Source organism: Streptomyces orinoci (assembly GCF_003121295.1).
Taxonomy (GTDB): domain Bacteria; phylum Actinomycetota; class Actinomycetes; order Streptomycetales; family Streptomycetaceae; genus Streptomyces; species Streptomyces orinoci.
Genome location: NZ_PHNC01000006.1, coordinates 400,400 through 427,050, shown reverse-complemented (window position 1 = coordinate 427,050; position 26,651 = coordinate 400,400). Strand labels below are relative to the sequence as shown.

Annotated in this window: 23 protein-coding genes; 4 read left to right on the top strand and 19 right to left on the bottom strand. The window is 71.8% G+C overall.

Annotated elements, in window-relative coordinates; translation table 11 throughout:
* Positions 1 to 101: 101 nt before the first annotated feature.
* The 6 genes from CV755_RS03865 to CV755_RS03840 all read right to left on the bottom strand — a co-directional run bounded on the left by CV755_RS03865 (position 102) and on the right by CV755_RS03840 (position 6,015).
* Entirely contained in the window at positions 102 to 1,052 is a 951-nt protein-coding gene (locus tag CV755_RS03865; protein ID WP_109278677.1) for a sirohydrochlorin chelatase, read from the bottom strand.
* A 107-nt stretch (positions 1,053 to 1,159) separates the two neighbouring features.
* Positions 1,160 to 2,155, bottom strand: a complete 996-nt coding sequence (locus CV755_RS03860) for an N-acetylglucosamine kinase (RefSeq protein ID WP_109278676.1) — start codon at positions 2,153 to 2,155, stop codon at positions 1,160 to 1,162.
* A gap of 48 nt (positions 2,156 to 2,203) precedes the next feature.
* Positions 2,204 to 2,881 (bottom strand): uracil-DNA glycosylase, encoded by a 678-nt coding sequence (locus CV755_RS03855; protein ID WP_109278675.1) that lies wholly within the window; start codon positions 2,879 to 2,881, stop codon positions 2,204 to 2,206.
* Positions 2,882 to 2,939: 58 nt separating this feature from the next.
* Positions 2,940 to 4,289 (bottom strand): FAD-dependent oxidoreductase, encoded by a 1,350-nt coding sequence (locus CV755_RS03850; protein ID WP_109278674.1) that lies wholly within the window; start codon positions 4,287 to 4,289, stop codon positions 2,940 to 2,942.
* Between the two features lie 117 nt (positions 4,290 to 4,406).
* Positions 4,407 to 5,024: a TetR/AcrR family transcriptional regulator gene (locus CV755_RS03845; RefSeq protein WP_109278673.1), complete on the bottom strand. Its 618-nt coding sequence runs from the start codon at positions 5,022 to 5,024 to the stop codon at positions 4,407 to 4,409.
* A 217-nt stretch (positions 5,025 to 5,241) separates the two neighbouring features.
* A complete protein-coding gene (locus tag CV755_RS03840; RefSeq protein ID WP_422070500.1) occupies positions 5,242 to 6,015 on the bottom strand; it encodes a TVP38/TMEM64 family protein in 774 nt (257 codons plus the stop codon).
* Positions 6,016 to 6,325: 310 nt separating this feature from the next.
* Here CV755_RS03840 and CV755_RS03835 point away from each other — a divergent pair, with 310 nt between their 5' ends.
* Together CV755_RS03835 and CV755_RS03830 are read left to right on the top strand one after the other, a co-directional pair.
* A complete protein-coding gene (locus CV755_RS03835; protein WP_109278725.1) occupies positions 6,326 to 7,462 on the top strand; it encodes a GTP-binding protein in 1,137 nt (378 codons plus the stop codon).
* A complete protein-coding gene (locus CV755_RS03830; RefSeq protein WP_109278671.1) occupies positions 7,441 to 8,286 on the top strand; it encodes a spermidine synthase in 846 nt (281 codons plus the stop codon). The genes CV755_RS03835 and CV755_RS03830 overlap by 22 nt, the downstream gene beginning before the upstream one ends.
* Before the next feature lie 15 nt (positions 8,287 to 8,301).
* Here the strand turns inward: CV755_RS03830 and CV755_RS03825 are convergent, their stop codons facing one another.
* Positions 8,302 to 9,270 carry a DUF8017 domain-containing protein gene (locus CV755_RS03825; RefSeq protein ID WP_109278670.1) on the bottom strand — a complete coding sequence of 323 codons (969 nt, stop codon included), beginning with the start codon at positions 9,268 to 9,270 and terminating at the stop codon, positions 8,302 to 8,304.
* Between the two features lie 95 nt (positions 9,271 to 9,365).
* Between CV755_RS03825 and CV755_RS03820 the strand changes: the two genes are divergently transcribed.
* On the top strand, positions 9,366 to 9,818 hold the full coding sequence (locus CV755_RS03820) for a DUF4442 domain-containing protein (protein ID WP_109278724.1): 453 nt from the start codon (positions 9,366 to 9,368) through the stop codon (positions 9,816 to 9,818).
* Between the two features lie 228 nt (positions 9,819 to 10,046).
* Here CV755_RS03820 and CV755_RS03815 read toward each other — a convergent pair whose 3' ends face one another.
* The gene (locus CV755_RS03815) at positions 10,047 to 10,499 is read right to left on the bottom strand and encodes a YbhB/YbcL family Raf kinase inhibitor-like protein (protein ID WP_109278669.1); all 453 of its coding nucleotides are present in this window, start codon (positions 10,497 to 10,499) and stop codon (positions 10,047 to 10,049) included.
* Positions 10,500 to 10,623: 124 nt separating this feature from the next.
* On the opposite strand from CV755_RS03815, the gene CV755_RS03810 reads away from it, so the two are divergent.
* Positions 10,624 to 11,157: a nucleoside-triphosphatase gene (locus tag CV755_RS03810; protein ID WP_109278668.1), complete on the top strand. Its 534-nt coding sequence runs from the start codon at positions 10,624 to 10,626 to the stop codon at positions 11,155 to 11,157.
* Positions 11,158 to 11,306: 149 nt separating this feature from the next.
* Here the strand turns inward: CV755_RS03810 and CV755_RS03805 are convergent, their stop codons facing one another.
* From CV755_RS03805 to CV755_RS03755, 11 genes are all read right to left on the bottom strand, one after another.
* Positions 11,307 to 12,281 (bottom strand): acyl-ACP desaturase, encoded by a 975-nt coding sequence (locus CV755_RS03805; protein ID WP_109278667.1) that lies wholly within the window; start codon positions 12,279 to 12,281, stop codon positions 11,307 to 11,309.
* 111 nt (positions 12,282 to 12,392) lie between these two features.
* Positions 12,393 to 13,277, bottom strand: coding sequence for a M48 family metalloprotease (locus CV755_RS03800; protein WP_161968583.1), 885 nt, complete (start codon positions 13,275 to 13,277; stop codon positions 12,393 to 12,395).
* A 593-nt stretch (positions 13,278 to 13,870) separates the two neighbouring features.
* A complete protein-coding gene (locus CV755_RS03795; protein WP_109278665.1) occupies positions 13,871 to 14,407 on the bottom strand; it encodes a Pycsar system effector family protein in 537 nt (178 codons plus the stop codon).
* Positions 14,404 to 15,633 (bottom strand): PE-PGRS family protein, encoded by a 1,230-nt coding sequence (locus CV755_RS03790; protein WP_161968582.1) that lies wholly within the window; start codon positions 15,631 to 15,633, stop codon positions 14,404 to 14,406. Before CV755_RS03790 ends, CV755_RS03795 begins: the two co-directional genes overlap by 4 nt.
* A 66-nt stretch (positions 15,634 to 15,699) precedes the next feature.
* On the bottom strand, positions 15,700 to 18,075 hold the full coding sequence (locus CV755_RS03785) for a hypothetical protein (RefSeq protein ID WP_109278663.1): 2,376 nt from the start codon (positions 18,073 to 18,075) through the stop codon (positions 15,700 to 15,702).
* Complete coding sequence (locus CV755_RS03780; RefSeq protein ID WP_241560956.1) at positions 18,072 to 18,983, bottom strand: hypothetical protein; 912 nt, start codon at positions 18,981 to 18,983, stop codon at positions 18,072 to 18,074. Before CV755_RS03780 ends, CV755_RS03785 begins: the two co-directional genes overlap by 4 nt.
* 169 nt (positions 18,984 to 19,152) lie before the next feature.
* On the bottom strand, positions 19,153 to 19,836 hold the full coding sequence (locus CV755_RS03775) for a Crp/Fnr family transcriptional regulator (protein ID WP_109278662.1): 684 nt from the start codon (positions 19,834 to 19,836) through the stop codon (positions 19,153 to 19,155).
* Between the two features lie 221 nt (positions 19,837 to 20,057).
* Positions 20,058 to 21,284: a cytochrome P450 gene (locus CV755_RS03770; protein ID WP_109278661.1), complete on the bottom strand. Its 1,227-nt coding sequence runs from the start codon at positions 21,282 to 21,284 to the stop codon at positions 20,058 to 20,060.
* Positions 21,281 to 24,355: a non-ribosomal peptide synthetase gene (locus CV755_RS03765; protein WP_277751777.1), complete on the bottom strand. Its 3,075-nt coding sequence runs from the start codon at positions 24,353 to 24,355 to the stop codon at positions 21,281 to 21,283. The genes CV755_RS03770 and CV755_RS03765 overlap by 4 nt, the downstream gene beginning before the upstream one ends.
* Positions 24,356 to 24,364: 9 nt before the next feature.
* Positions 24,365 to 24,580, bottom strand: coding sequence for a hypothetical protein (locus tag CV755_RS03760; RefSeq protein ID WP_153068569.1), 216 nt, complete (start codon positions 24,578 to 24,580; stop codon positions 24,365 to 24,367).
* Positions 24,573 to 26,543: an aminotransferase class III-fold pyridoxal phosphate-dependent enzyme gene (locus CV755_RS03755; protein WP_109278658.1), complete on the bottom strand. Its 1,971-nt coding sequence runs from the start codon at positions 26,541 to 26,543 to the stop codon at positions 24,573 to 24,575. Before CV755_RS03755 ends, CV755_RS03760 begins: the two co-directional genes overlap by 8 nt.
* Positions 26,544 to 26,651 lie beyond the last annotated feature (108 nt).

The following is a 26,651-nucleotide window of genomic DNA, read 5'->3' as shown; positions in this document are numbered from 1 at the left end:
AGACGGTCAGCCGGATCCGGCCCGTGGGGCAAGCACGGAAACGGGCCCGGGGGCGGGCGCCCCCGGGGTCCTCACCGGGCTTCTCACCGCAGCGACGGCGCTCAGCGGCCGGCCGCTGCCTGAGCGGACGGCAGCGTGATGCCCAGCAGCGTCGCGTACTGGGCCAGCACCAGCTTGCCGATCGCGGGATACGCCCCCAGCGGCTCGGCGGCCGCGCAGCCCGCCTCCTTGGCGGCCATGGACGGCAGCGCCTCATCGGCCTCCGGGCCGATCAGGCAGGGGGCCAGGGCCAGGCTGCGGGAGCCGGACTCGCGCAGCTGCTCGGCGGCCCGGGTGATCGCGCCGTCCTCGTCCAGGGCCGCCGCCAGCACCGGCACCGCCAGACGCGCGGACAGCAGCATGCCCGTGATGCCCGCCGCCTGTACCGCCTCGGCGCCCCCCACGGTCGCCAGCACGATGCCGTCCGCGGCAGTTGCGACTGTGAACAGACGGGCCCGGTCGGCGCGGGCCAGACCGGCCTCGGAGAGGCGGACGTGCAGGGCCTCCGCCAGCAGCGGGTGCGGGCCCAGGGTGTCGGTCAGCTCGAAGGCCGAGCCGCTGCTGACCACCGACTGGCGTATCCGGCGCAATACCGCGCTGTCCGGCCCCGCCAGCAGCGGCACCACCACCGCGGCCGGTCCGTCCGCCCAGGTGGCGGCGGGGGCCTCCGGATCGGCCTCGGCCGCCGCCTGGCGGGCCCGCTCGATGCGGGCGGTGTGCTGGGCGGCCGCGTAGCCGAGCACCGCGTCCAGCGCCGGGTAGCCCTCGGCGTCCCCCTGGGCGTCCACATAGCCGATCCGCGCGTCCAGGCCGGGCAGCTCGGAGCGGGTGATGCTGAGGATCTCCTCGGAGAGACGGCGCGTGGCCGGGTCGGGCGCGCCGGGCACCGCCAGAACGAGCGGGGGCGCACCCGCCGGCGCACTCGCGGGCTCCGGCCTCCGGTGCCGCCCGGGCTGGCGGGGACGGGGCATTCGTACAGGCAGGCCGGAGGCCGGTCCAGTGGAGGAGCTCATGGCGCCGCATGTTAGTCGCTCCGAGGGCTCGGCCGTTCGGGTGGGGGTTACCGGACGGCCTCTGGCCGATTTTATTCGGAGTTTTATCCGATCGGCAGAGTGTGTGTTCAGGCGATGACGGTGAGAAGTGCCGAGTCCACGGGCAGCAGCAGACGGCCCGTCACCAGGGCCGCCGCCACCCGCAGCGCGCCGTCCAGAGGAGCCCCGGCGCTGTCCACCAGCCGCGCATAAGGCAGTTGCTTTTGCAATTCTTCCTTGAGTGGACGGTGCAGTGCCGCGCCCAGCTTGAACAGCCCCCCGGTCAGTGCCACTTGGCTTGCCTCGCCCGCCATGGGGCGGGGGCAGACGGCTGCCGCCGCCTCGGCGATCCGCCGGGCGGCCGCCCGCAGGATCTCCCGCGCCGCGGGGCATTCCACCGCGCAGCGGGCGACCTCGGGGGCGAAGGAGGCCAGAAAGGCCGGCCGGTCCGTACGCGGGTAGAGCCGGCCCGGCAGCCCGGCCGCCGGACCGAAGCGGGCCTCGGCCCGGGCCAGCAGCGCCGCCGAACCGCCGCGCCGCCCGTCATGCGCCCGCAGCGCCGCCTCCAGTCCGGCCCGGCCGATCCAGGCACCGCCGCCGCAGTCGCCGAGCAGATGCCCCCAGCCATCCGCCTTGCGCCAGCCGGATCCCGGCCGCAGATCGGTGCCCAGCGCCACCAGTCCGGTGCCCCCGGCCACCACGGCGCCGGGGCGCTGGTCCAGGGCGCCCGCATAGGCCGTCACCGCGTCGGAGGCCAGCGCCAGGCGGCGTACGCCCAGCTCGGCGCGGAGCGCCCCGGGCAGCACCGTGCGCAGGTCACCGCCCAGAGTGGCCATCCCGGCCGCCCCCACACAGGCCGCCCGGCACTCCTCGGCGCCCGCCTGCCGCAGCAGCTCACGGGCCGCGGGCAGCACCCGCGCCAGCAGGCTCCGGGCGTCCACGCCCCGCTCACCGGTACGTACCGGTGACAGTGACGACCAGGTCAGCGCGGGCGCCCCGGCGTCCACCGGCGCCAGCGCGACCCGGATCCCCGAGCCGCCGGAGTCAACTGCCAGCACCTGTCCGGTTGTTGTACCTGCCCCCATGGGGGGACTTTACCGCTGGGGGAGCCTCCGACGGGGCGCCTCCGGCGGTCAGGGCAGCCGCCAGTCCACCGGCGCCGAACCCTGACGCGTCAAAAGCTCATTGGCCCGGCTGAACGGCCGCGACCCGAAGAAGCCGCGATCGGCCGACATGGGCGAGGGATGCGCGGACTCCACACACGGCACCTGGCCCAGCAGCGGCCGCAGATTACGGGCGTCGCGCCCCCACAGGATGGCCACCAGCGGCCGCCCCCGGGCGACCAGCGCCCGGATCGCCTGCTCGGTGACCTCCTCCCAGCCCTTGCCCCGGTGGGCGGCGGGCTTGCGCGGGGCGGTGGTCAGCGCCCGGTTGAGCAGCAGCACGCCCTGCCGGGTCCAGGGGGTCAGATCACCGTTGGACGGCCTGGGCAGCCCCAGATCGCTGTGCAGCTCCCGGTATATGTTCTCCAGGCTCCCGGGCAGCGGCCGTACCTCCGGCGCCACCGAGAAGCTCAGGCCCACCGCGTGCCCGGGGGTGGGGTACGGGTCCTGACCGACGATCAGCACCCGCACCTCGTCGAAGGGCTGCTGGAAGGCGCGCAGCACATGGGCGCCCGAGGGCAGATAGGTACGGCCCGCCGCGATCTCGGCGCGCAGGAAGTCGCCCATGGCGGCGATCCGCCCGGCGACCGGCTCCAGCGCCTTGGCCCAGCCCGCTTCAACGATTTCATGCAAAGGACGTCCAGCCACGGGGCGTCACTCTAGTGGCTTTGGCCACCTCGCTACGAACCCCGGCCAGGGGCGGGACTCAGCCGGCTGCCCGGGCCGCGCTCAACAGCCCTTCCCAGTCAGGGATCTTGACCTTCTCGCGCCCCAGCCGCCGGCCCAGCGCTGCCTCCGCAGCCTGGATGCCCAGCCAGCCCGGCCACTCCACCGGGTCCAGCCCCAGCGCCCGCAGCCGGTCCCGTGGATCGTCCAACGCCCCACGGGCCAGCAGAAGTTGGGCATCGGCCAGCAGGGAGAGCACGGTCTCCTTGGCGCACGGCCGGTTGGTGCCGATCACCCCGGTGGGGCCGCGCTTGATCCAGCCCGCCACATACTCGCCGGGCGAGGGCACCCCCGCCCGCAGCACCCGGCCCGCCAGATGCGGGACCGTACCGCTGCCGGCGTCGAAGGGCAGCCCGGGCAGGGGCACCCCCCGGTAGCCCACCGAGCGCAGCACCAGCTGTGCCTCGATCTCCTCGAACCGCCCGGTGCCCCGCACCCCGCCGCGCCCGTCCGGCTCGGTCCGCTCGAAGCGCACCGCGCGCACCGCGTCCTCGCCCAGCAGTGCCACGGGCCGCAGAAAGAACCGCAGATGGATCCGGCGGCCACGGCCCAGGGGCGGCCGCTGTGCCCAGTCCCGGAGCACCTCCACATTGCGCCGGGCGGCCGCGGGCAGCGCCGAGGGGTCCCGCCAGGCGGGGTCCGGCTCCGCCTCGTGGGCCCGTACCACCGTCTCCGCCCCCGGCAGCGCACCCAGTTCACGCAGCTCCTTGGTGGTGAACCTGGCCTGGGCGGGGCCGCGCCGGCCCACCATATGAATGTCCGTCACCCGGCTCTCGGCCAGCGCCGCCAGTGCCCGGTGCGGCACATCCGTGGCGCGCAGCTCCTCCGCCCCGCGGGCCAGCACCCGGGCCACGTCCACCGCCACATTGCCCATCCCGATCACCACGGCGGAACGCGCGGGCAGTTCGAAGCCGCCGGGGGCGGCGTCCGGGTGGGCGCTGTACCAGGAAACGAAGTCGGTGGCCGAAAAGCTGCCCGGCAGATCCTCGCCGGGAATGCCCAGCCGGCGGGCGGAGGCCGCGCCCACGCAGTAGACCACCGCGTGGTACAGCTCGCGCAGCCGCCCGGGAGTCACCGCGGACGGTCCCTCGCCCACCGGGACATTGCCCAGGAAGGTGATCCGGGGATGCTCCAGGGCGGTGCGCAAGGTGTTCTGCAGCGACTTGATCTTCTCGTGGTCGGGCGCCACCCCGTACCGGACCAGCCCATAGGGGCAGGGCAGCCGGTCCAGCACATCCACCCGGACGTCCGGCAGGCTCTCCTGGCCCACCAGGGCCTGGGCGGTGAAGACGCCGCTCGGCCCCGATCCCACGACTGCGACGCGAAGCACGGAGGATCTCCTTCCGGCGGTTGCGTCCAGCATCGCACCACCGCCGTGGCGCGGCAGCCGTACGTTCGGACACCCGGCGGTCCGGAGGCGGGGGCGGCGGCCTTGGCGGCCGCGGCGTCAGACCCCGGGCGGCGCGGGCTCCGCGCCCGGCGGCATCCCCAGCGTCCACTCCAGCCCATAGCGCTGGAACAGCTCGGCCCGCAGCCGCTCCATGGGCATCGGCGCGCCCGGCACCAGCACCGCCACCACCGCGCCCATCAGCAGCGCCCGCAGCAGGCGGTAGTCGGTCTCCGGATCGGTGGACCCATAGCGGGTCACGGTGTCACGCAGCAGGGAAGCCAGCCGCTGCTGCTCGGGGCACTGGATAAAGCCTTCGGCGGTGAGGATTCCGGCCATATGGGTGCGCATCAGGCGGGGGTGGTCCCGGGCCAGGCCCAGAATCACATCGATGGCCCGCGCCAGCAGTTCCCGGCCGTTCTCGGTGGCCGGTTCCCGGTTGAGCCCGGCGGACAGTTCCCGGTGCATCAGGCGGTGCACGGCCGACTGGAGCAACTGCCGCTTGCCGGGGAAGTAGTAGGAGACCAGGCCACGGGCGGCACCCGCCCGGTCGGCGATGTCCGCCAAGGTGGTGGCCTCATAGCCGCGCTCGCCCACCAGCTCGACGGTCGCCTGCAGAAGCCGTTCGCGGGACCGGCGGCGCAACTCCTCATTGACCGACGCGCTGCGCGGGACCATGCTGTAACTCCTGCGTTGACTGGCTCCGGGCCAATATACTCAGCAGGGTGCTGGTTGTCCTGTCCGCTGTGCGGGGCGGGCTCCGGTATGTCCGCTGGTTTCGGGCGGCGCGGGGGACCGTCCGAAATCGGCGGTCTTCTGCTGTGCGGAGTATGTGCCGTTGAAGCACCCGCCCCTCAACTCACCGTAGCGCCAGGCCGTTTTCCGCCGCCGGCGGTCAATCGCCCGCCGAGCAAGGCCCGTTGGACCCTGCCCGCCGCCCACGGGGCAGGAACGTCCGTCGCCCCGGAGCCAGTGGCGCCCGCCGCCCCCGCCGACGCCAGGCCACCAGCACCGCCGCCGCTCCGGTCACTGCCAGAAAGGCCGTGGCCGCGAGGAACGCGGGCGAGGTGGGCGAGGAGGCATGGCTGCCGGCGATCACATAGGCCATGGTGTTGGGCGCGCTGCCCAGCCCCGTCGCCAGCAGGAAGGGCGACCAGCCCACCCGGGAGACGGCCGCGCAATAGCTGGTCGCCGCGAAGGGCACCCCGGGCAGGAGGCGCAGCGCCAGCATGGAGCGGAAGCCATGCCGGCTCAGCTGCCGGTCGGCCGCCGTCAGCCACCGGCCACGCAGCAACGGCCGCAGCGCCCGCTGGCCCAGCAGCCGCCCCAGGCCGAAGGAGAGCGCCGAGCCCAGCACCGTGCCCGCCACCGCCGCCGGGGTGCCGGCCACGGTGCCGAAGAGGGTGCCCGCCGCCAGGCTGATCACCGGCCGGGGGACAAAGGCCGCCGTGCACAGCCCATAGGCCAGGGTGAACACCGTCAGCGAGGTCACCCCAGGGGTCCGGGTGGACAGTCCGTCGGTCAGCAGCCGCTCGGGATGGCAGGCCAGCACCGTGGTCACCGCCGCCACCAGCAGCGCTATCAGCAGTGCCAGACGGGACCAGGGGGACAGCAGCATACGTACGCAGCGCTCTGCGGGGCCGGGGGAGGGCACTGCGGAATCGAGCACCGAAGGAGCGTAACCGACCCGGAGATGTGACGGTGTGATCTTTGGACGGGGCGAGGGGGCGCGCCGAAGCACGGCTTCCCACCTCGCTCGGCGGGAGCGCGTAAACGTTCGGCGGCGGATTTCCGTGCCGGAATCGCGCCTCCCCGGTAAGGGTTCCGTGCACTGGGCGTCCGGGAGGCGCGGGGGTGAAAACCGTTCGACGGGCGGGATGCGGTGAGCGAGCATCGCAGCCATGTGCCGGCCGTTCACCGCTGCGACGACGCCCCTGCTCATGGGCGTGCCAAGGGCTGCCGCCGGCCGGAGCGGCGGCCTGCCCGGGCAGGGGTACGCGCGGACCAAGCCCCACCTCAATATCGGCACCCTGGGCGCCCATGGCCATGGCAAGACCACGCTCACCGCCGCCATCGCCCAGGTGCTGGGGTGGCCGCCGCGGGGCAATGCCGTGGCCGGCCCGGGAGCTGCCGCGCCCGTCATGGAGTACGAGACCGGGACCCGGCACTACGCCCATACGGACCTGCCCGGACACCCCGCCCGCCTAGGCCGTCTGATCACGGCGATGGCCACGCTGGACGCGGCCATCGTGGTGGTCGCGGCCCCGGACGGAGTGCGGCCGCAGACGGCCCAACATCTGTTGCTGGCCCGCCACTTGGGCGTGGAGCACCTGGTCGTCGCCCTGACCGGGGCCGGGGACGCCGACCCGGGCCGGGCGGAGGCGGCGGTGCGGGAGCTGCTCCTCGCCCATGGCTATCCCGGCGCGCCGACTCCGGTGGTACGGGTCTGCGCCAAGGGCGCGCTGCGCGGCGAACCCCGCTGGACCGGCGCGGTGGAGGCACTGCTGGACGCGATCGACACCTGTGTGCCGGTGCCGGTGCGCTACACCGACGCGCCCTTCCGGCTTCCCGTGCAGCGGGTACTGACCGTACCCGGCCGGGGCACGGTGGCCACCGGGGTGGTGGTGCGCGGCACGGTACGGCCGGGGGAGCGGGTGTGCGCCTCGGGTACGGGCGAGGCCGTCCGGGTCGCGGGTCTGGAGACCTTCGGCAAGCCCATGGCGAGCGCCCAGGCCGGTGACCAGGTGGGACTGCTGCTGCCCGGGGCGCGGTGGATACGGCGCGGGGAGGCGCTGGCCGCGCCCGGCACGGTCCCGGTGGGCCAGCTGTTCACCGCCCGGCTGCGGCTGCCGCCGCCGTCGTGCGGGGGCCGCCGTACCCCGCTGTACAGCGGCTACCGGCCTCGGTGCCACCTGGGCACCGCGGAGGTCACCGGTGTGCTGGACCTGGGGCCCGGCGGGACGGCGCGGCCCGGCGAGGAGGTGGCGGCGACGGTCTGCCTGGACCGCCCGGTGCCCCTGGAGCCCGGCGGGCGCCTGGTTCTGCGCGAGGGCGGGCGGACGGTGGCGGTGGGCACCGTGGGCACAATGGGGGAGTGGACCAACCGATACCCGTGACCCGTGACGTCGATCAGGGCACCGCCAAGCTGATGCCCGATATCGACCGGGACCGGGCCTGGCTGCTGACCGTGGATGACGCGCCCCAGTCCTATGTGGACCTGGACGATCCCACCCAGCTGGAGTTCGAGTACGCGCGGCGGATCGGCCACATCCTGGACGCGGCCGCCGAGCCGGGGCAGCCGCTGGACGTCCTGCACCTGGGCGGTGGCGCCCTCACCCTGCCCCGCTATCTGGCCGCCACCCGCCCCGGCTCCCGCCAGCTGGTGGTGGAGGCCGACCGGGGGCTGGCGGCCCTGGTCGCCGAGCACCTCCCGCTGCCCGTGGACTGCGGGATCGAGGTACATATCGAGGACGCCCGCGCGGCCCTGGAGGCCGCTCCCGACGCCGGGGCCGATGTGATCGTGGCGGATGTCTTCGGCGGCTCCCGGGTGCCCGCCCATCTGGCCTCGCTGGAGTACGCACGGCAGGCCGCCCGGGTACTGCGGCCCGGCGGCCACTACGCGGCAAACCTCGCGGACAGCGCGCCCTTTGACTTCCTCCGCGCCCAACTGGCCAACTTCGCCGCCGAGTTCGCCCACCTCTGCCTGATCGCCGAGGCGCCGGTGCTGCGCGGCCGCCGCTTCGGCAACGCGGTGCTGCTCGCCTCGCACACCGGACTCCCGCTGGCCGAGCTGTCCCGGCGCACCGCCGGTGACGCCTTCCCCGCCCGGGTGGAACACGGCGCGGCCCTGGCCCGCTTCATCGGCGGGGCGAAGCCGGTGAGCGACGCGCGGGCCACGGGCTCACCGGAACCGCCGGGCGGGGCCTTCAGCGTGGGGTGAGGGCGGCTGCCGCGCTCACTCGGACTGCTTGAGCGGGCGCAGGGTGCTCATGATCTTCTTGATGGTGTCCTCCGGTACCTCGTCCTTGGTGCCGGTGGCGCTGTAGAGGACCCAGACGCCGTAGTCGCCGGTGACGTCCTTGTAGGAGACCGTGTACGCCTTGCCGTCGGTGTCACACTTGCCGTCCTTCTTGACGCCGGTGACGGTGGCGGACGCGGAATAACCGGTCAGACCGTGATCACTCTTGAACGGCTTGGCATCGGTCTTGCTGAACTTGCCGGTCTTGTGCTGGTCGAAAACGGCCCAGACCCAGTTGAGCGCCTCGGTCTCGGCGGCATTGCCCTCGTCCTTGGCGCCCTGGGCACCCTTGGTCCCGGTGGCGGCGGGGGTGCTGTTCTTCTGGCAGCTGCCGTCCCGGTAGGTCGCGGGCGCTCCCATCACCGCGACCGGCTTGGGGCCGAAGGAGTCCTTGTCGGGCTTGTGAAGCTGGTCCTCCTGGCCGAACTCGGTGTCCGGCGGCAGCACCTTCCAGTCCGAGGGCACATCAAAGGCGTCGTGATGGGTGGGGTTGACCACGACCTTCCAGCCGTCGATCACCGGCTTCTCCTCGCCGCCGGCGGAGCGCGGATTGTCCTCGGACTGGCTCGGGCCCGGCGTGGGACTGGCGGTGGCGGTGGCCGAGGGCTTGGGGTCGTCCTTGGCCTCGGTCTTCTTGCCGTCCCCCTTGAGCACCATCCACCCGGTGATCCCGGCCGCCACCACCACCGCCAGGGCCGCGGTAATCGCGATCACCGTGGTGCGCTTGTTGCCGCCGCCTCCGTCGCCGCCGCTCTGCGGAGGCTGGGGCGGCGGCGTCCACTGCTGGGCGTAGGGGTTCGGCTGCTGGTAGGGATTCGGCTGCTGCGGGTAACCCGGCTGCTGATACGGGTTGGGTTGCTGCGGGTTGTGCTCGCCCCCGTTGGCGGGCTGCTGTCCTGGCCACATGGCCGATAACGATAAGGGGCCTGGGGGCGGCCGCCGACCGTGCCCCTGGTACAAGGGGATGGCCAGCGACTCTACTCGTGGGTAACATCGCGGCCATGACTGTTGAGAACCCGTCGATCGGCGAGATGCTGGCTGCCACGGTGCCGATGGTGCGCACCCTGAACCTGGAGTTCCTGGAGGTCTCTCCGGAGCGTGCGGTGCTCCGGCTGCCGGACCAGCCGGACTTCCACAATCACATCGCGGGGCCGCATGCGGGCGCGATGTTCACCTTGGCCGAGTCGGCCAGCGGTGCCATTGTGCTCGCCGCGTTCGGTGACCAGCTTTCGCGGGCGGTGCCGTTGGCGGTACGGGCCGAGATCGGTTACAAGAAGGTCGCCAAGGGTGTGGTGACGGCAACGGCCACGCTGGGACGGCCGATTGCCGAGGTCATCGCGGAACTCGACGCGGGGCAGCGGCCGGAGTTTCCGGTGAGCATTGCCATTCAGCGTGAGGACGAGGCGGTCACGGGTGAGATGACCGTGGTGTGGACTCTCCGTCCCAACAGCTGAGTTATCAAAACGGGGATCACGAAGGCTGAGGCGCCCGTCGGAGATCCGTCCGGCCGGAAGCGGCTCAGGGGCGTCCGAGCGCTCGGATGCCCCTGATGCGCGTGTTGGCCGACCGCTGTTGAGCGGGCGAATTCCTATTGCCGTAGGGGCCGCGCATACCTGCTGTGGCTAATCGCGCCCGGCGCAAGGGGATCGTGCGCCGTGACGGCCACGGCCACAAGGGCAGACTCAGCGCTGGTAAGTGCCCACCAGCCTGCCGCTCGCCAGCTCTCCGCCTTTCACGGCGCGATGCACTGCATCGACCGTTGGTTTGCCGTGCAAGGGAAGCGATTCCGACACGGCCCACAGGTGGAAGAAGTAGCGGTGTGCCCCATGCCCCGGCGGAGGCATCGGACCGCCCCAGCCCAGTCGTCCGAATCCGTTGGGCCACTCCTGGCCGCCGGGAGGTGGCTTCCCCTCCGCCGCGCCAGAACTCCGCGGATCGATCCCGGTCACCAGCCAGTGCAGGAACGACCCTCCCGGGGCATCAGGGTCCTCGCAGAGCAGGACCAACTCCGATGTACTGTCCGGCACCCCCGACCAGGCCAGAGGTGGCGAGACGTCATCGCCCTCCCCGCTGTGGCGTCGAGGGATCGCCCCATGGTCGTTGAACGCCGTGCTCATGAGTTCAATTCCGGTCATGCGCGCGGCTCTACCCGCAACAGCCCGGTCGGCACCGGACCAGATGTGCACAACACCTGATTGGCCGCCTACGCCGACGGGCGCACCGGGAACCTCGTAGGACGGACCTGATACGGAGCACCAGATGCCGACGAGAATCCTGCTCGAGGGGCGGCCCGGCGTGGGCAAGACGACCGTCGTCCGCCGACTGGCCGCGCTGCTGCACACGCGCAAGGCTGTCGGCTTCACCACGGAGGAGATCCGGCAAGGCGGCACCCGGACCGGATTCGCGCTGGAACCGCTGGCGGGCGGTCTGCGAGCCGTGCTGGCCGATGTGGACTTCCCGGGCCCACCGCGGGTGGGCCGGTACGGCGTTGACCTCGGCGTCATGGAACGGCTCGCACTGCCGCCGCTCAGGTCGGCGGCGACGCAACCGGTCCCCGGGGAGCTCGTACTGATCGACGAGCTCGGTCGAATGGAGCTGGCGTGCACCGCCTTCCAGGACACCGTCCGGTGCCTGTTCACATCTGAGATCGACATCGTCGCCACGGTCCACGCGAAGAGCGACCCGTTCACCGACGCCCTCAAGCAGCGCGCCGGCATCGAACTCATCCAAGTGACCCAAGCGAACCGGGACACCCTTCCCGAGGCTCTGGCAGCCCGGCTCGAGAGTCCATGACGACCGCCATCCGGGCGCGCCCCCGCGGAGCTGCTCCGCCTGCGCGACCGCGTCCAGGCGGCCGTCCTCGCCCACCGGGTGGGACTGCTGACCGGCCGTTGAACGCCGAGGGCGCCCCGGGACTTCCCGGAGGCGCCCTCGGCGCGCTGTCAGCCGCGCTGTGCGCGGGCGGCGCGGCGGGCAAGCAGGGCTTCGCGCCGCTCGTCGAACTTGGTGGCCTCGGCGTTCAGACCGCCCATGAACAGGCCCAGTTCCTCTTGGGCGCGCAGGCCGTCCGGGCCGAGGCCGGCGATCTCCAGGACCTTGAGGTGGCGCAGCACGGGCTGGAGCACATCGTCGTGGTGGATGCGCAAGTTGTAGATCCCGCCGATGGCCATCTGCGCGGCGGCCCGCTCGAAGCCGGGGATGCCGTGGCCGGGCATCCGGAAGCCGACCACGACGTCGCGGACCGCGGTCATGGTCTGGTCGGGGGCCAGCTCGAAGGCCTTGCCCAGCAGATTGCGGTAGAAGACCATGTGCAGGTTTTCGTCCGTGGCGATGCGGGCGAGCATGCGGTCGCAGACGGGGTCGCCGGAGTGGTGGCCGGTGTTCCGGTGCGAGATGCGGGTGGCGAGCTCCTGGAAGGCCACGTACGCGACCGAGTGCAGCATGCTGTGCCGGTTGTCGGATTCGAAGCCCTCCGACATGTGCTGCATGCGGAACCGCTCCAGCGCGACCGGGTCCACGGCGCGCGAGGTGAGCAGGTAGTCCCGCATCACGATGCCGTGCCGGCCCTCCTCCGCAGTCCAGCGGTGCACCCAGGTGCCCCAGGCGCCGTCGCGACCGAAGAGCGAGGCGATCTCGTGGTGGTAGCTGGGGAGGTTGTCCTCGGTCAGCAGGTTGACGACGAGGGCGGTCCGCGCGATGTCACTGACCTTGGACTGCTCGGGCGCCCATGCCTCGCCGCCCATTACCCCGTCGAAGTTCCGCCCGTCGCTCCACGGCACGTACTCGTGCGGCATCCACTCCTTGGCCGCCTTCAGATGCCGGTTGAGCTCGGCCTCGACGACCTCTTCGAGCGCGCACAGCAGTCGGGTGTCACCCCACACAGCCCGGGCGTGATGACGGAGGGGGGTGATGGTCACGGACAGCTCCTGGCGGTGGGAATGATCTTACCTACGGATCCGTAGGTTACGGCACCGTAGGTTAAGCCCGGGGTAAACGGCAAGGCCCACCAGAATGGGATTTTCCGCCTGTCAGCGGCGCCCCGCTTCCACCCGCTGCAAGTGCCGCAGCCGGGCCTCGAAGTTCGTGTGGGCGCCCCTCACCGCTGGGTGGTCGCTCTGCGGGGGCGTCCCCGGTGGGTGCATGCCCGGGCCCGCCTGGGCCTGGTGTTCTGCGGCGAGGACCGACATGAGCTGGGTGCCGAAGCCGAGGCCCGCGGCATAGTCGTCCGCTCGGTGTTCGGCGCGGCGGTGCAGCCAGGTGATGAACAGAGGGGCCGCCATGACGGGCAGCACCAGCCACCACATCGACGCCTCGAAGGTGTACACGTACAGAAACCAGAGGATGAACAGCGACAGGCAGCCTCCGCAGGAGACACCTACTACGTTTCTCGACTTCAGGAGGCCGGTCAGGCCGGCAAAGATCCATCGCCCCACCGTCCTGGCGGGCAGCGCGTACCAGTCGGCGAGCATGGCCGCCCAGGTGTGTCCGCCTACGTGGTGGCCCAGTTCATGGGCGAGGACGGCCGCCAGTTGTGAGTTGGGCAGGCGGTCCATGGCGTGCCGGGTGACGGCGACGATGTGGCCGGCTGCCGCCGTTGCGTTCAGTTCGGCACGTTCCTGGACCCACAGCACATAGGTGCCCTGGTTTACGCCGGCGCGGCGTGTCACCTGCTCCCACACTGTCCACAGCCGTGCCGCTTCTTGAGGTGTGGGCTGCCGCATGCCCAACAGACGTTGTGCGATGGCCGCTTCCACCGAGCGATGGAAGATCAAGGGGCCTGAGAGCAGCCATGCGATAGCCATGAACAGCCCTAGGCCGGGGTTGATCAGGGAGAAGGTGAACGCGACCACGGAGAGGCTGATCAGGGCGATCGGAAGCGTCACCACCAGTTGTGAGAAAGCTGCGCCGTCCACTCCGCGCTGATGTGCCTTCAGATGCCTGCGCCCCGACTGCAGCGCCAGGTCGTCATGGTCGATCGCGCCCGCGGGTGGGGAGGGTGGGGCGGGTGGGAGGGGTGGGAGCAGTGGAGTGGGTGCTTTCGGCGCGGTGTGCCCGGCTGGTGCTGTCTGGGCTCCGGTCACGGCCTCGCTGCCCTTAGGTGCCTCAACGGGGCGGTTTCCGGGCGCCGTTGTTCCCTCCGCAGGGCAGGCCGGCGGTGCAGCCTCGCCGGGGTAGGCCGGTGGCCCGTCACCCGGGTAAGGCGGAGGCGTCACACGGTCTGGGTACGGTGGCGGAGCCATCTCACCCGGATATGCCGGAGGCGTCACCTCAACCGGGTAGGAAGGCGGCCCCTCGCCCGGGTATGGCGGAGGCACCGCCTCGTCGGGGCAGGCCGGAGGCACTTCCTCACCCGGGTACGGCGGAGGCGATCCCGCCGGCGTCGGCATCGGCGGATATGGAGGCGGCACCTTCGGCGGGAGAGGCGAAGGCCCCTGTGTCTCGGTGCGGCCCTGGTCGGACATGGCGTATGTCTCCTGATTCCGAGGTCTTGTCCAAGTGCCCGGCGTCAGCCGATGAGGAGCGCGACGGGCAGCAGCACCATCGCCGCGGTGAAACCGGCCATGCTCATGCGCAGCCACCCGTACTTGCCGGCGACGATCCGGCTGTTCTCCGCGAGCGCCGACAGGAGCGCGGGCGCGGGAGCCCGCTCCGTTTGGCGCAGCGCCTCTCGCAGCGCCGCAGGCCCGTAACTCGCCGCACTATGGATGTCCGCGAAGTGGGTGAGCGGCAGGCCGGGTTGCCAACCGTGCGACCGGTAGCGCGGAATCACCGTCATCAGCAGCGTGAGCAGCGAAGCGAAGAAGCAGGCGGTGCCGGCCCACCACATCACCTGCCCGACGGCCGAAAGCGACGCCGGACGCCAGCTCCGGGTGGTGAGCACTCCGACGAGTACGGACGTGGCCATGGCCTGTGCGGCCACCAGGACGGAGCTCTTGGTGTCCGCCCGGGCGGCCTCCTGGCGCAGCTCCGCCAGAAGGCGCTCGGCCGTTTGTGATGCGACTGCCGGTGTCCCCGCGGTGGGCTCCGGAGCGCCGGTCGTCATGGGCCCGAGGGAGTGTTCGGGGTCCGGTACCCGAAAACGGGGCCTGCGCTGGGCGGGACCGGGTTGTCCCGAGGGGCGGCCGGCAGTTCGGTCCCGTCCTGCGCCTGCTGCGCCGGTGCCTCGGGCGTGTCGTCGGAAGCCGGGGCGTCGGCCGGGGCCTCGACGGCCTCGACCGCGGACAGATGGTCGGGCAGCGAGGGAGGACGCTTGGCGCTGAGAAACTGCTTGGCCAGGTTCACCGCCATCCTGCGCGGTTCGTCCAGCTGGTGTTCCTCAAGGCCACCGGGGCCCCCGCCGAGTGCCTGCAGGACGATCTGCATCTGGCCCTGCATGATGCGCAGTTGGTCCTCACGGAGGTTTTCCATGATGAGCCGGGTGTCCTCCGGACGCTTGGCAAGCTCGAAGGCCATTGCGGTGGGCCCGCCCTGCTCCAGGTAGTACGCGTAGTACCGGATCTTCTGGGCCTCGATCTCATGCAGTTCCAGTTCCTGCCGCCCACGCAGCAGTTGCCGCTCATGAGTGAGGTTCTGGTTCTGCAACTCGATCCGGTGCTGCTGCCGGCCCTGGGCGAGTGCTCGCTCCGCGGTCAGTTCGTCCTCGCGCATCAGCAGGGCATGCTGGGGCTCAAGCTTCTTTCGCGCGAACTCCAGCTCGCGCAGCTGCCGTTCGTGTTCGAGCGTGGCCTCGTCCCGGCGGATCCGGATCCCGTACCGGACCTGCAGGCCGACCGCCGCGCCGAGTTCTCCGGCAGCGGCGAGCGCCTGCTGGGCTTCCCGCTCCGCCGCCGCGCTGTCTGCCATGGCATACCGGCTCAGCACGGGCCGTACGGCATTCTCGACAAGCCGCTGCACCATCGCGGGCACATGGCGTTCCCCGCCGGCGACGAAGAGGGCGGGATCCAGCACCTGCCAGCTGAAGTTCAGGGATACCTCGAAGAGGAAGGCGTCGTTGCTGCTGGGCAGCGCCAGCACGGCTGCCGCGTCGTGGAGCCCCATGTCCACCTCGTAGACGCTGGTCCAGCGACGAGTGGCCAGTTCGGTGCGGCTCGGGCGGCGCGGCGGCAGAAAGGTGTCGAACCCGCCCTGGGCCGTGGTGAAGACCAGGGCGTAGTCGATGCGCGTGGTGCGCAGGGGTTTGAAGCGCGACAGCTCCTGGATCATGACCACGGGGTCCACGATCTGTGAGTCGCGGTTGGCGTTCTGCTGCCACTGAGGCTGGTGGCTCATCATGGTGTTGCTACTCCTTGGAACGGAACAGAACAGAACACTCCGAGCGGCTGAATGCCTTGTTGATCAGCTGGGCCTCGGGGCCGTCGGCGTGTGTGCGGGGGACAGGACCCCGAGCAGCCGGAGGGCCACCGCAGGGGGAGCGGAAGCCGCCTCGCCCCGCAGGTTCTCCAGCAGATAGGCGAGCCGCTTTGTGTCCTCGACCGATACGGCAAGGGCCGGAAGCAACTCGGCGAGGGCGTGTTCGGCATCCGGGTCGTTCTCGGCCGCCCGGACCCAGCGGCGCATGGCCTCAAGGCCGGACACGGAGCACAGCGGGTCGTTCAGGACGCTGCGCCACATGGCGGCGAGCGACTGCCGGAGCAGTGCACCGGGAGTACCGGCCGTCGCCTCTGCTCGGCAGAACAGGTCGAGCAGCAGAGGGCGGCCCGCGTCACCGGCAGTGTCCGTCGGGCCGCAGGCGTGGACGAACGTGCGCAGCGCGAACTCCCGGGTAGGGGCGCTGCGCGTCAACGGCACGAACTGGGGCCACAGTTCGGCTGCGGCACTGCCGGCTTTCCCATGGTCGTCGTTCTGGCCGACCGCGAGCAGCAAGGTGGCCGCGGACTGGGCGAGTTCGTCGAGCTCCTCCGGCCAGGCAGGGGCCGTCCTGCCTCGCGTCTCCATGCCGTGCACCGCGTCCTTGAGCGCCTCGACGGCCTCTGCGGGGAACGCCTCTCCTACGAGTGCGTAAGTGCGGACCGCCGTCCAGCGCAGCCGGTGGTCGGCGGCGGTGCACCACTCCCGCAGGATACGCGGCACATGGGGCGCGCCCAGGCGGTGCGCCAGGGCGAGCGCGTTGGCGGCGGCCAGCCGGGCGCGGAAGTGCTGTTCCATGGCCCAGGGCCGGATGAGCAGGGCCATGGCCGACGGCAGGTCGGACCGGGTCAGCACCGCCGCCGTTGAGGCCGCCCGGGTGCGCACCACTGGACGGGGGTCCTTCGCCAGGCGGCGCAGCCAGGCCACGAGCGCCGGGCGGGCCGACGGATGGCCGGTCCAGATCTCGCGGAGGAGCGTGATGGCCGTGTAAGGATCCCGGAACTGCACCTTCGTCTGGAGCACCGGGCCCCATTCGGTCTCCTCGGCCTCCTGGTACCGCTCGGCCTGGGCGTGCTCGACGCGCTGGGCGCTCGAGGTGCCGAAGACGGGGATGCAGGCCGGCTCACCGGGATTCTCGATGCGCTGGAGCAAGCCGAAGAGAACGTCGCTCAGTTCGGCCGTGAGGGGATAGGGGCCCTCGTCGAAGGTGGCGAGCGCGATCAGGAACGCCTTGTCGTGCAGGCTCTGTTCCGTACCGTCGAACCAGGTCCGCACTTGCCGCTCCGCGGCGTAGTGGCCGAAGCCGGCGAGATCGGACAGGGACAGGGTCCCCTGGGTGTATGCGGCGATCCGGTCGGCGAAGACGGCCAGATCGGCCACCGGCCTGCGGTGTCCCAGAACCGACTGCACCTCGGGAAGCGCCAGGAGCTCATCGACGCCGCGACCGGCCAAGTCCTTGTGACGCAGATGCCCGCGCAGCAGCTCGGCGGGCTCGGGCGGCTGCCAGGCCACATGCCCGAACGCGCCGTGGACGACGGGATGCGGTCCGACCACGATGACCAAATGACTGTCCACTGCCCGCAGTTTCTCGCTCAGGGCGAGTAAGTGGTGCTCACGCAGGGGACGTTCGGCCGTGGTGGGGAAGTCGTCAACGAGATGCCCACACCTGTCACGGAGTTCGCCGGCCAGGCGGCCCGGGGAGAGCGTCGGATCCAGGGCCCGGTAGCCGGTCGAACCCACGGCGCGCAGCAGCATAAGGGCCGCGGCCTGACGTCCGGTTGTCGCAGGGCCGGAAAGGACGGCGACGCGATGCTCACGGAGACTGCTGAGCGCGAGATCGAAGGGACTGCCCGGTTCCCATTCGCCGGCCTGCGCGCCGCCACCGGAAGGCACCGGCTTGTCCGGACGGTGCGCCTCCTGACTCGGTGCGGCGCCCTCCGTACATCGCGGAAAGACGAAGTTCCGGGCCAGCGCCTCGACTTTGGCCACGCGGATCTCGCCGGACCTCTCTTCGCTGTCGCCGTCCCAGTGGTACTCGATCTTGCTGCCGCCGAGGATCACATCACCGGTCACCTGGCCGCCGCTGACCCCGTGCTGGTCACCGCCGACCAGCGAGCCGCCCAGCTGTGCGGAGCGGCCGAACATGATGCGCGGACTGTGGCGGTAGAGATCCTTGAGGGAGTCCCAGGCGTGTTCGGCCGCCTCCTCCGCATCCGCCTCGGAGCTGTTGTCGCTTCCGTCCGGGCCGGAGCCGGGGTCCGGCGTGGGGTGCATGCCGGGTGCGGGATCCGCCGGGGCAACCCCCGTATGTCCCGGCGGATCCGTGAACTGTGCGGCGTTCTGCTGCTCGTGCGGTGTGCTCATGACCGGCTCCCGTGCTCGGACTGCCCGGGCCGGGCATCGTCGGCGGGCGTGGCCGGGGCCGGTCCGGTGACGGTCCCGCCGAGGGCCACATTGCCGGTCACCTGGCCGCCGCTCACGCCGTGCTGGTCGCCACCGACCAGTGAACCGTGCACCACCGGGGCGCCGTTGAAGTGGAACACGGCACCGCCGCGCTGTTCCTGCGGTTGCGGCTGGTGCGGCCGGGGCTGGGCCGGGTTTCCCGGTACCGGCGAGTCAGCGGACGCCGGCCCGGGCCGGCCCGCCGAGGGCGGCAGTTCACCGGCCGCCGTCCCCGGCGCCGACGGTGGCCCTGCTTGATGGAGCCAGGCCGACAGCACACCATCCTTGACCTTTACGTCCGTTCGCCGGAAGAGCTCGGGCCGGACCCCGTGATGGCCATGACGGATGACCCCCTGGTAGACCGCATCGCTCACGGCCAGGACGCAGTCCGGGTCCGCTTGCTCGGCGAGGGCGGTGCGCAGGGCATCGGAGTCGAGCAGCCGGAAGGCCTGGTTGAGGTCGTGTCCGACGAGTCCTCCCGTGGTGCCCGCCTGGGGGTCGTGAGCGACCTCCCCGACGGCGAGCACCATCCGCAGTCGCATCTGTGCGCTGGCCGACGCCAAGCGGTTGTGGTCGCGGAGGAGTTCGGGCGTGACGGTGACAAGCGAGCGAAGCACCGCGGTCTTGGCCACGTCGCCACTGATCAGCACGATCAGGCCGTCACCGCGGTCCTCGCGGTACTGCTGGGTGGCCTCGACTCCCGCGGCCTCGGATAACTGGTCGGTGACCGTGTTCAGGGTGCGCCGGAGGACGGCCTGCACCACGTCGTCACGGCGGCTGAACTGCTCGATGTCGAGGAGCAGGATGGTCCGGTTCACAGGCTCGCGCATGGCCGCCTTCCACTGGAGACACAGGCCGGTGAAGGCCTTCGGGACACCGAAAAGGTGCCACCGGAATCGAGTTGGAGGCGATGGAACCTAGCACACTGCGAATGTGACCATCTGCACACAACGGCACCTGTGCGTGCCGGCCTTGGGGAACCATGACGCCGGACGCGCGCTATCGGTACTCCTGGCCGGCCATCCTCCGCAGCACCTCCGGTCGCACCACCACCAGCCCCCGCCGCCCGGTGCGCACGATGCCACGGTCCCGCAGTCCCTTCAGCAACCGGGCCACCGCTTCCCGGGAGGCGCCCACCGAGCCGGCCAGCTCGCTCTGGGTCAGTCCGGGCGTCAGCTGTACGCCGTTCTCCGTGTCCTCCCCATGACTGCCCATCAGTTCCAGTAGCAACAGGGCCAGACGCTCCTGCACGTTCAGGGCCGCGTACTGCACACGCCGACGGTCGCTGTCGCGCATCCGGTCCGCAGTGAGCGCCAGCAACTTCCGCGAGATGCCGGGGCGTTCCTCGAGGAGCCTGCTGAACCGGCCGGCGTCGATGGCCAGGGCCTCGACGCGTTTCAGCGCCGTCACGGTCGCCCCTCTGGGACGTCCGCTGAGTACGGCCCCTTCGCCGACGATGTCGCCGGGACCCCGCAGCGCCAGCAGTGCCTCATAGCCATTCGCGGCCGCCGAAGTCACCTTCGTCCAGCCGGACAGAAGGATCAGCGCGTGTGCGGAGGGCTCGTGCTCCTGCATCAGCACCTGCCGTGCCGCGAAGGTGAGGGGTGTCCCGCTCTCGAAGAGGGCCTGCCGGTCCTCGGCATCCAACCGGACCATGAAGGGAACACGGTCCTCGAACTTCATCAACTGCCTCTTCCGCCCACCGACGTGCCGACGACGGGAAGTACCCGGGAAGTCCCTCCCGCACAACGGCATCATCGGGGAAGGGCGTTCCGCGCACCAGCCCCGTGTCCGGGCCCCGATGCCCGGCCATCGAGCGGCGCAGGGACCGGCTCCTGGTGCATCGTGTGCGTCGGCCGAGCGGTAGTACGCGCGCACCCTGGACAGTCCGCCGCCGTTCGCGTTCATAGGCGGGTCCCTGTTGCCGCTTTCCGTTGGAACCGCACCGGCAGGCTGCTGTAGCCGGTGAGGAAAGCGGAGTGGATGCGGCGTGCTTCGCCGGTGACCTCCAGGTCATCGGCGAAGTCCCGCAATGCCGTGAGCAGTGCGCCGATTTCCACCCGGGCCAGGTAGGCGCCCAGGCAGAAGTGCGGTCCATGGCCGAAGGCCAGGTGCTTGTTGGGGGTGCGGTCGAGGCGGAAGGCGTGGGGGTCGGCGAATACGGTCTCGTCCCGGTTGGCGGAGCAGTGCCAGAGGGTGACGATGTCGCCCTCCGCGATGGGCGTCCCGGCGATCCGGGCCGGCCGGGTGCAGGTGCGGCCGAAGTGCAGGGTGGGGGAGGCCCAGCGCAGGACCTCCTCCACCGCGGTGGCGGGGTCCACGCGGCCGTCCCGCAGCCGCTGCCACTGCTCGCCGTGGCGGGCCAGGGCGGCGGCCGCTTCGATCATCGACAGCCGGCTGGTCTCGTCCCCGCCGATGATGAGGCTGTAGCAGTTGAGGACGATGTCGTCCTCCGGCAGCGGGCGCCCGTCGATCTCGCTGTGGGCCAGCATGCTGATGACATCCTCGCCGGGCGCGGCACGGCGTTGCTCCAGCAACTCCCCGAAGTACAGCAGGATTTCATTGCGGGCGCCCACCGCCTCCCGCTCGTCGGCGCCCTTGGTGTCGGAGCTGAGCGCATGGTGCGTCAGGTCCAGGAGGAAAGGGCGGTCCGCGGTGGGCACTCCCAGCAGGTCGCAGATCGTACCCATGGGTATGCGGTCGGCGATGTCCGTGGCGAAGTCGCAGGTGCCGAGCTCGACGGCCGCCGCGACCAGGGCGCGGGTGTTCGCCCGGACCGTCGCGGCCACCCGGTCCAGCGTTCGCGGGGCGAAGGCCCGCAGGATGATCTTCCGCAGTTCACGGTGGCGGTGCCCGTCGGTGACCGGCAGCATATGGCCCGCGGCCGAGTCGCCGCCGGAGAGCAGGGTGGTAAGGACATTGCCGCGTTCCGAGGTGAACGTCTCGTTGTCCCGGTACACGGGCAGGATGTCGGCGTGGCGGGAGACGACCCAGAAGCCGGGCCTGCCGGGCGCCGGCGGGTGCCAGTGGACGGGCTCCTCGGCCCTGAGCCGCCGCCAGTAGCCGGCGAGGTCCTGTTCGTCGAAGGTGCGGGGGTCGGTGAGGTCGGTCACCGTCTCCTCGGGCGTCACTTCCGGTCCTCCAGGGCGTCGAGCTCGGCCAGCAGTTCGTCCTCGGACATGGCCTCGACCTCCGCGGTGACGAGTTCCTCCACGGCCCGGGCGAGAGCCCCGACGGTCCGCCGCTCGAAGACCAGGCGCAGCGGCACATCGATACCGAAGAGGTCGCGCAGACGCGCGGTGATGCGGGTGGCGATCAGCGAGTGGCCGCCGCTCTCGAAGAAGTCGTCATGGACGCCGACCCGGGGCCTGCCCAGTACGTCCGACCAGACCGCCGCGACGGCCCGTTCGCAGTCGGTGGCGGGCGGGACATAGGGCGTGGCCGGTCCCTCGGGGAGGGGCAGGGCGCCGCGGTCGGTCTTCCCGGAGGCGGTGGTGGGCATCCGCTCCAGGGCGACGAACAGGTCGGGGAGCATGAACTCCGGCAGTACGGGCGCCAGCAGATCCCGTAGTTCGTCCCGGGCCGGGGCGTCGGCGCCCTCGGGAACGTACCAGGCGACCAGCCGGGTGGTGCCCGCCACCGTCGCGGGGGCCACCGCCGCGTCGCGTACCCCGGACAGGGCCCGCAGGGCGGTCTCCACCTCGGACACCTCGACCCGGTACCCCCGGATCTTCACCTGGCGGTCCGCGCGCCCGAGGAACTCCAGTTCGCCGTCGCCGGTCCATCGCCCGAGATCCCCGGTGCGGTACAGCCGCCCGCCGGGCGAGGGGGAGAGCGGGTCGGGCAGAAAGCGCTCGGCGGTCAGCGCCGGGGCACCGATATAGCCGCGGGCCAGGCCCGCCCCGGCGAGAAAGATCTCGCCGGGCACCCCGATGCCCACCGGCCGGAGCCGGTCGTCGAGCACATGGACGCGGACATTGTCGATGGGCCGGCCGATGCGCCCCCCGGCCGTCGTGGGCAGGGTGAGTTCGGTGGCGGTGGCCAGCACGGTGGCCTCGGTGGGGCCGTAGACATTGACCACCGGGACGCCGGGGGCGTCCGTGGGCCGCGGCCGGAAGAGGTCGCCGCCGGTCAGCAGGGTCCGCAGGGCGGTGTTCCGGCCGAGCGGGTGGCGTATCAGTTCCTCGGCCATGGCCGTGGTGGCGAAGGCCACCGTGGTGCCGGTCCGGGCCAGATGGCCGGCCATCTCCTCGGCCGACGGGACGGTGTCGTCCGGCGGGAAGTCCAGCCGGGCGCCGGCCAGCAGCGCCCCCCAGATCTCCCAGCCGGCCGCGTCGAAAGAGATGTTGGCGACCTGGGTGGCCACGTCCGAGGGGCCGAACGAACGCTCCCGCAGATGCCAGGAGAGCAGGTTGGCGAAGGAGCGGCGCTCGATGGCGACGCTCTTGGGCCGCCCGGTGGTGCCCGAGGTGTAGAGGACATGCATCAGGGCGGCGGGCGGCGGGCCATCTGCCGTCGCCCCGGGCAGTGGCGTCCCGTCTGCGGCCCGTTCGGCGTCGGCGCAGGTCACGGTGACGGTCCCGGCGGGCAGGGCAGTGGCCAGGCCCGGTTCGGTGATGACGAGCACGGCGCGGGCGTCGCGCAGCATGAACTCCATCCGGGCGGCCGGCAGACGGTGGTCGAGCGGCAGATAGGCGCCGCCGGCCTTGAGCACGGCCAGCCAGGCGACGACCAAGTCGGCGCCGCGCGGCAGCAGTACGCCGGCGACCGTCTCGGCCCCCACGCCGCGCCGCCGGAGAAGCGCCGCCAGGCGGTCCGACCTGGCGTCCAGCTCGCCATAGGTCAGGCGTTGCCCGCCCGCGGTGACGGCGATCGCCTGCGGGGCCCTTCGCACCACCTCGGCCAGCGCCCGCACAGGGTCGGAGCCAGGCGCGACCTCGCGCCCGGTGGCGTTCCACCCGGCCAGCAGCCGCCGTTCGTCCGCGCCGGTCAGCGGCACATCGGCCACGCGGACGGCGGGGGTTGTACACACGGCCGTGAGGAAGGTGCGGTAGTGCTCGGTGAACCTGGCCGCCGTGGTGGCGTCGAACAGGTCGGTGGCGTAGACGAGATGGCCGCGCAGCGTATCGCCGCCGCTGTCCAGCACATACAACTCCAGGTCGAAGCGCGTCGTCTGGGTCTCGTCCTCGTACCGGGTGACCTCGATACCGGGGAGCACCGGCAGCCCCTGTGCGTCGCCGGCCCCGCCGTGCAGCACCTGGAACGAGTGCTGCACCAGGGGGTTGGCGCCGAGCCGCCGGGGCAGCCGGAGCTCGTCCACGAGCTGCTCGAAGGGCAGGTCCTGACGGGCGTACGCCTCCAGGAGGCCGGTGCGCACCCGGTCGAGCAGGGTGGTGAAGGAGGGGTCGTCGGACAGATCGGCCCGCAGCGGCAGAAGGTTGACGAAGAAACCGATGAGCTCCTCGTGCTCCGGCTCGGTGCGCCCTGCCGACGGGCAGCCGGTCACCACCTGCCGGGCCCGGCCCCAGCGGGCGAGGACGGCCTGGTAGGCGGCCAGCAGCACCATGAACGGCGTCGCGCGATGCCGGCCGGCCAGCTCCCGCACGGCCGAGGTCAGCTCCGGTCCCAGCTCGAAGGTGACGCTCTCGCCCCGGTACGAGGGAACCTGTGGCCGGGGCCGGTCACCGGCCAGCTCCAGCTCCGGCGGCGCGTCCCCCAGGTGCTCGCGCCAATAGGCCACATACTCCGCCACGGCCTCGGGCGTCAGGGCGGCGAGCTGGTCGGCGGCCATCTCGTAATAGCCCGCCGGAAGCGCGGGCAGCTCGGGCTCCTCCCCGGCGCGGAAGGCGGCGTAGGCCATGGACACCTCGCGGGCCAGGATGTCCAGGGACCAGGCGTCGAAGACGCTGTGATGGACGGTCAGCACCAGCAGGTGCTCCTCCGCGGCCAGCCGCAGCAGGCCGGCCCGGAAGAGCGGATCCGCCGCCAGGCCGAAGGCCTGCCGGGCCGCTGCGGCGGCCTGCTCGCGGGCCGCCTGCTCCGGGTCGGGGTGGCCGGACAGGTCCCGTATCTCCAGCACGCTCGCCGGGGGCCCGGCCACCACCACGCGGGGCGTACCGTCACGGGCCACAAACCGGGTCCGCAGCGCCTCGTGCCGGGCCACGGCAAGCGTAATGGCCCGGTCCAGCGCATCCGGGTCCAGCGGGCCGCGCTACGCCGAGCCCTTGGGGAGCAGCCCGTCGAGGAACCACATCCGGCGCTGGGCGGAGGACAAGGCGGGACGGCCGCTGTCACGGGCCGCCGTGGAGGGGAGCGCCGCGGCCGGTGCCGGGGCGGCCGCGGCGGCCGTGGCCGCATGGCCGGCCAGCCGGCGCCGCAGGAGGTCGCGCCGGGCCGCCGCCAGGTCCGGCTTCCGGGTCTCACTCACCGCCACCCCGCACAAAGCCGTCGGCGGCCATGTCCTCGACGGTGGCCCGGACCGCCTCGACGACCAGGTCCACGTCCTGGTCGGTGTGGGCCGTGGAGAGATAGCAGTTGCGCCCCTCCCAGACGTAGACGCCCCTGTTCAGCAAGTGGTGGAAGAAGAGGTCGGGGTAGCCGAAGCCGCGCCCGAAGAAGAAGCGGAACAGCGATCCGGCGCGCTCCACCCGCAGCGGTATGCCATCGCGCTCCAGGAACTCGTTGACGCGCGTCTGCAGCCGGGCGGTCCGGGCGTCCAGGTCGTCCCAGAGCCCTGGCCCCGCCTCCTTCAGACGCAGCAGGACCGCGTGGGCCGCGGCCATGGCCAGGGGGTGCTTGGAGAAGGTCCCGGCGAACACCATGGTCTCGGCGCCGGGCCAGGAGTCGTCACCGTACTCCCAGAGGCCGCCGTCGATCGGGGCCAGGTATTCCTCGGTCCCGCTGACGGCGCCGATGGGTATGCCACCGCCGATCACCTTGCCGTAGACGGCCAGGTCCGCCCGTACTCCGCCGAGCGCCTGCATGCCGCCAGGGTGCAGGCGGAAGCCGGTGATGACCTCGTCGAAGATCAGGGCGATGTGCAGGCGGGCGGTCAGCTCCCGCAACTCCCGCAGCCAGGCCAGCGGTTGGATGTGCGGCATCCGGCTCTGCACCGGCTCGACCAGGACGGCCGCGATCTCGTCGGCGTGCGAGGCGATGAGGTCGAGGGCCGCCGGGTCGGCGAAGCCGGCGATGAGCACGTCCTGGGCCATGGACGGCGGCATGCCGCGGGTCAGCGGAACCGCGGTGCCCGGCGGGCGGGAGGGGTCGTTGCTGCCGCGGACCAGCACGCCGTCGAAGGTGCCGTGGTACGAACCGGAGAAGATGACGATCTTCGGCTTCCGGGTCACGGTGCGGGCGGCGCGCACCGCGACCATCACGGCCTCGGTGCCGGAGTTCTGGAACGCGGTACGAGGCAGTCCGGTCAGCTCGGCCATGAGCGCGGACACCGGACCGACCAGCGTGTTGTACGGCGCCAGGGGCATCCCGTCGGCCAGCCGCCCGGCAATGGCCTCCCGGATGAACGCCGGGTTGTGACCGAAGTGGTTGACGCCGAAATCCATGGAGATGTCCACATAGGAGTTGCCGTCCACATCGACGAAGCGCGAGCCCTCGGCCCGCTCCGCGACGATGGGATGGACGATCTCCTTCCACAGCGCGTGGAACCCGGCCGACATCCGGCTGTCGGCGTGGTTCCGCTGCCGGGCCACCAGGCGCTTGGACTCCGGGGTCCGCGCCTCCAGGGCTGTGACGAGGGCCTTGACGTGCTGGGCCTGCACCGCGTTCAGCGCGGGCCCGCGCCCGGCCTCGATGGGACGGTAGGGGCCGAGAGCCTGCGGCGGGGCCTGAAGGGCGGGGCCGGCGGCGTCGGCCGTGCGGGCCGGCGGCCGCGGTGCCGGGGACGGGCCGGTTCCGCCGCCGCGGGTGCGCAGCAGGTCCAGCTGTTGGCGCATCACCTCCAGCTGGAGCCCGATGACCTCGCGCTCCAGAGCCGGTCCGGCACCGTCGTCGGCGCTCCCGCCCAGGAGTGCGCCGGGTGCGTCGCGCCGGAGCGGTCCGTCCAGTGCGGGCGGTGTGGCGGGCGGCGGTTCCGGGACGGGCCCGGCGGGGGACGGCACCGGCGCCTCGGGGGAGGGGGCGGGTGCCATGGCCCGGCCTCCTCGTCCGGCCACATAACCGGCCAGGGAGGTGATGTCGGGGCAGGTCTCCAGCAGATCCCGGAAGGGGACATCCACGCCCAGCCGGTCCTCGATCACCTCGGTCGCCTCGACCAGCAGCAGGGAGTCGGCGCCGAGCTCCACGAAGGACACATCGACCGGTACCTGTTCCGCCGGGATTCCCAGCAATTCGCCGAATAATCCGCGAAGTGTCCCGATGGCATCGGAACTCATGACCGGTGATGAGTCGTCGGCGCCCTCCGGCGATATCCATGGGGTGTTCTCCGAGTTCGACAATTCGCCGAATCCTCGCTCTCAATCCAATGGTGCGATGCGGTGGGC

Excerpts from the sequence above, each read along its gene's own strand:
- CV755_RS03825 (WP_109278670.1), bottom strand. The coding sequence starts at position 9,270 with ATGTGGCCAGGACAGCAGCCCGCCAACGGGGGCGAGCACAACCCGCAG.
- CV755_RS03865 (WP_109278677.1), bottom strand. The coding sequence starts at position 1,052 with ATGAGCTCCTCCACTGGACCGGCCTCCGGCCTGCCTGTACGAATGCCC.
- CV755_RS03810 (WP_109278668.1), top strand. The coding sequence starts at position 10,624 with ATGCCGACGAGAATCCTGCTCGAGGGGCGGCCCGGCGTGGGCAAGACG.
- CV755_RS03785 (WP_109278663.1), bottom strand. The coding sequence starts at position 18,075 with ATGAGCACACCGCACGAGCAGCAGAACGCCGCACAGTTCACGGATCCG.
- CV755_RS03780 (WP_241560956.1), bottom strand. The coding sequence starts at position 18,983 with ATGCGCGAGCCTGTGAACCGGACCATCCTGCTCCTCGACATCGAGCAG.
- CV755_RS03775 (WP_109278662.1), bottom strand. The coding sequence starts at position 19,836 with ATGAAGTTCGAGGACCGTGTTCCCTTCATGGTCCGGTTGGATGCCGAG.
- CV755_RS03815 (WP_109278669.1), bottom strand. The coding sequence starts at position 10,499 with ATGACCGGAATTGAACTCATGAGCACGGCGTTCAACGACCATGGGGCG.
- CV755_RS03795 (WP_109278665.1), bottom strand. The coding sequence starts at position 14,407 with ATGACGACCGGCGCTCCGGAGCCCACCGCGGGGACACCGGCAGTCGCA.
- CV755_RS03820 (WP_109278724.1), top strand. The coding sequence starts at position 9,366 with ATGACTGTTGAGAACCCGTCGATCGGCGAGATGCTGGCTGCCACGGTG.
- CV755_RS03790 (WP_161968582.1), bottom strand. The coding sequence starts at position 15,633 with ATGAGCCACCAGCCTCAGTGGCAGCAGAACGCCAACCGCGACTCACAG.
- CV755_RS03755 (WP_109278658.1), bottom strand. The coding sequence starts at position 26,543 with ATGAGTTCCGATGCCATCGGGACACTTCGCGGATTATTCGGCGAATTG.
- CV755_RS03845 (WP_109278673.1), bottom strand. The coding sequence starts at position 5,024 with ATGGTCCCGCGCAGCGCGTCGGTCAATGAGGAGTTGCGCCGCCGGTCC.
- CV755_RS03860 (WP_109278676.1), bottom strand. The coding sequence starts at position 2,155 with ATGGGGGCAGGTACAACAACCGGACAGGTGCTGGCAGTTGACTCCGGC.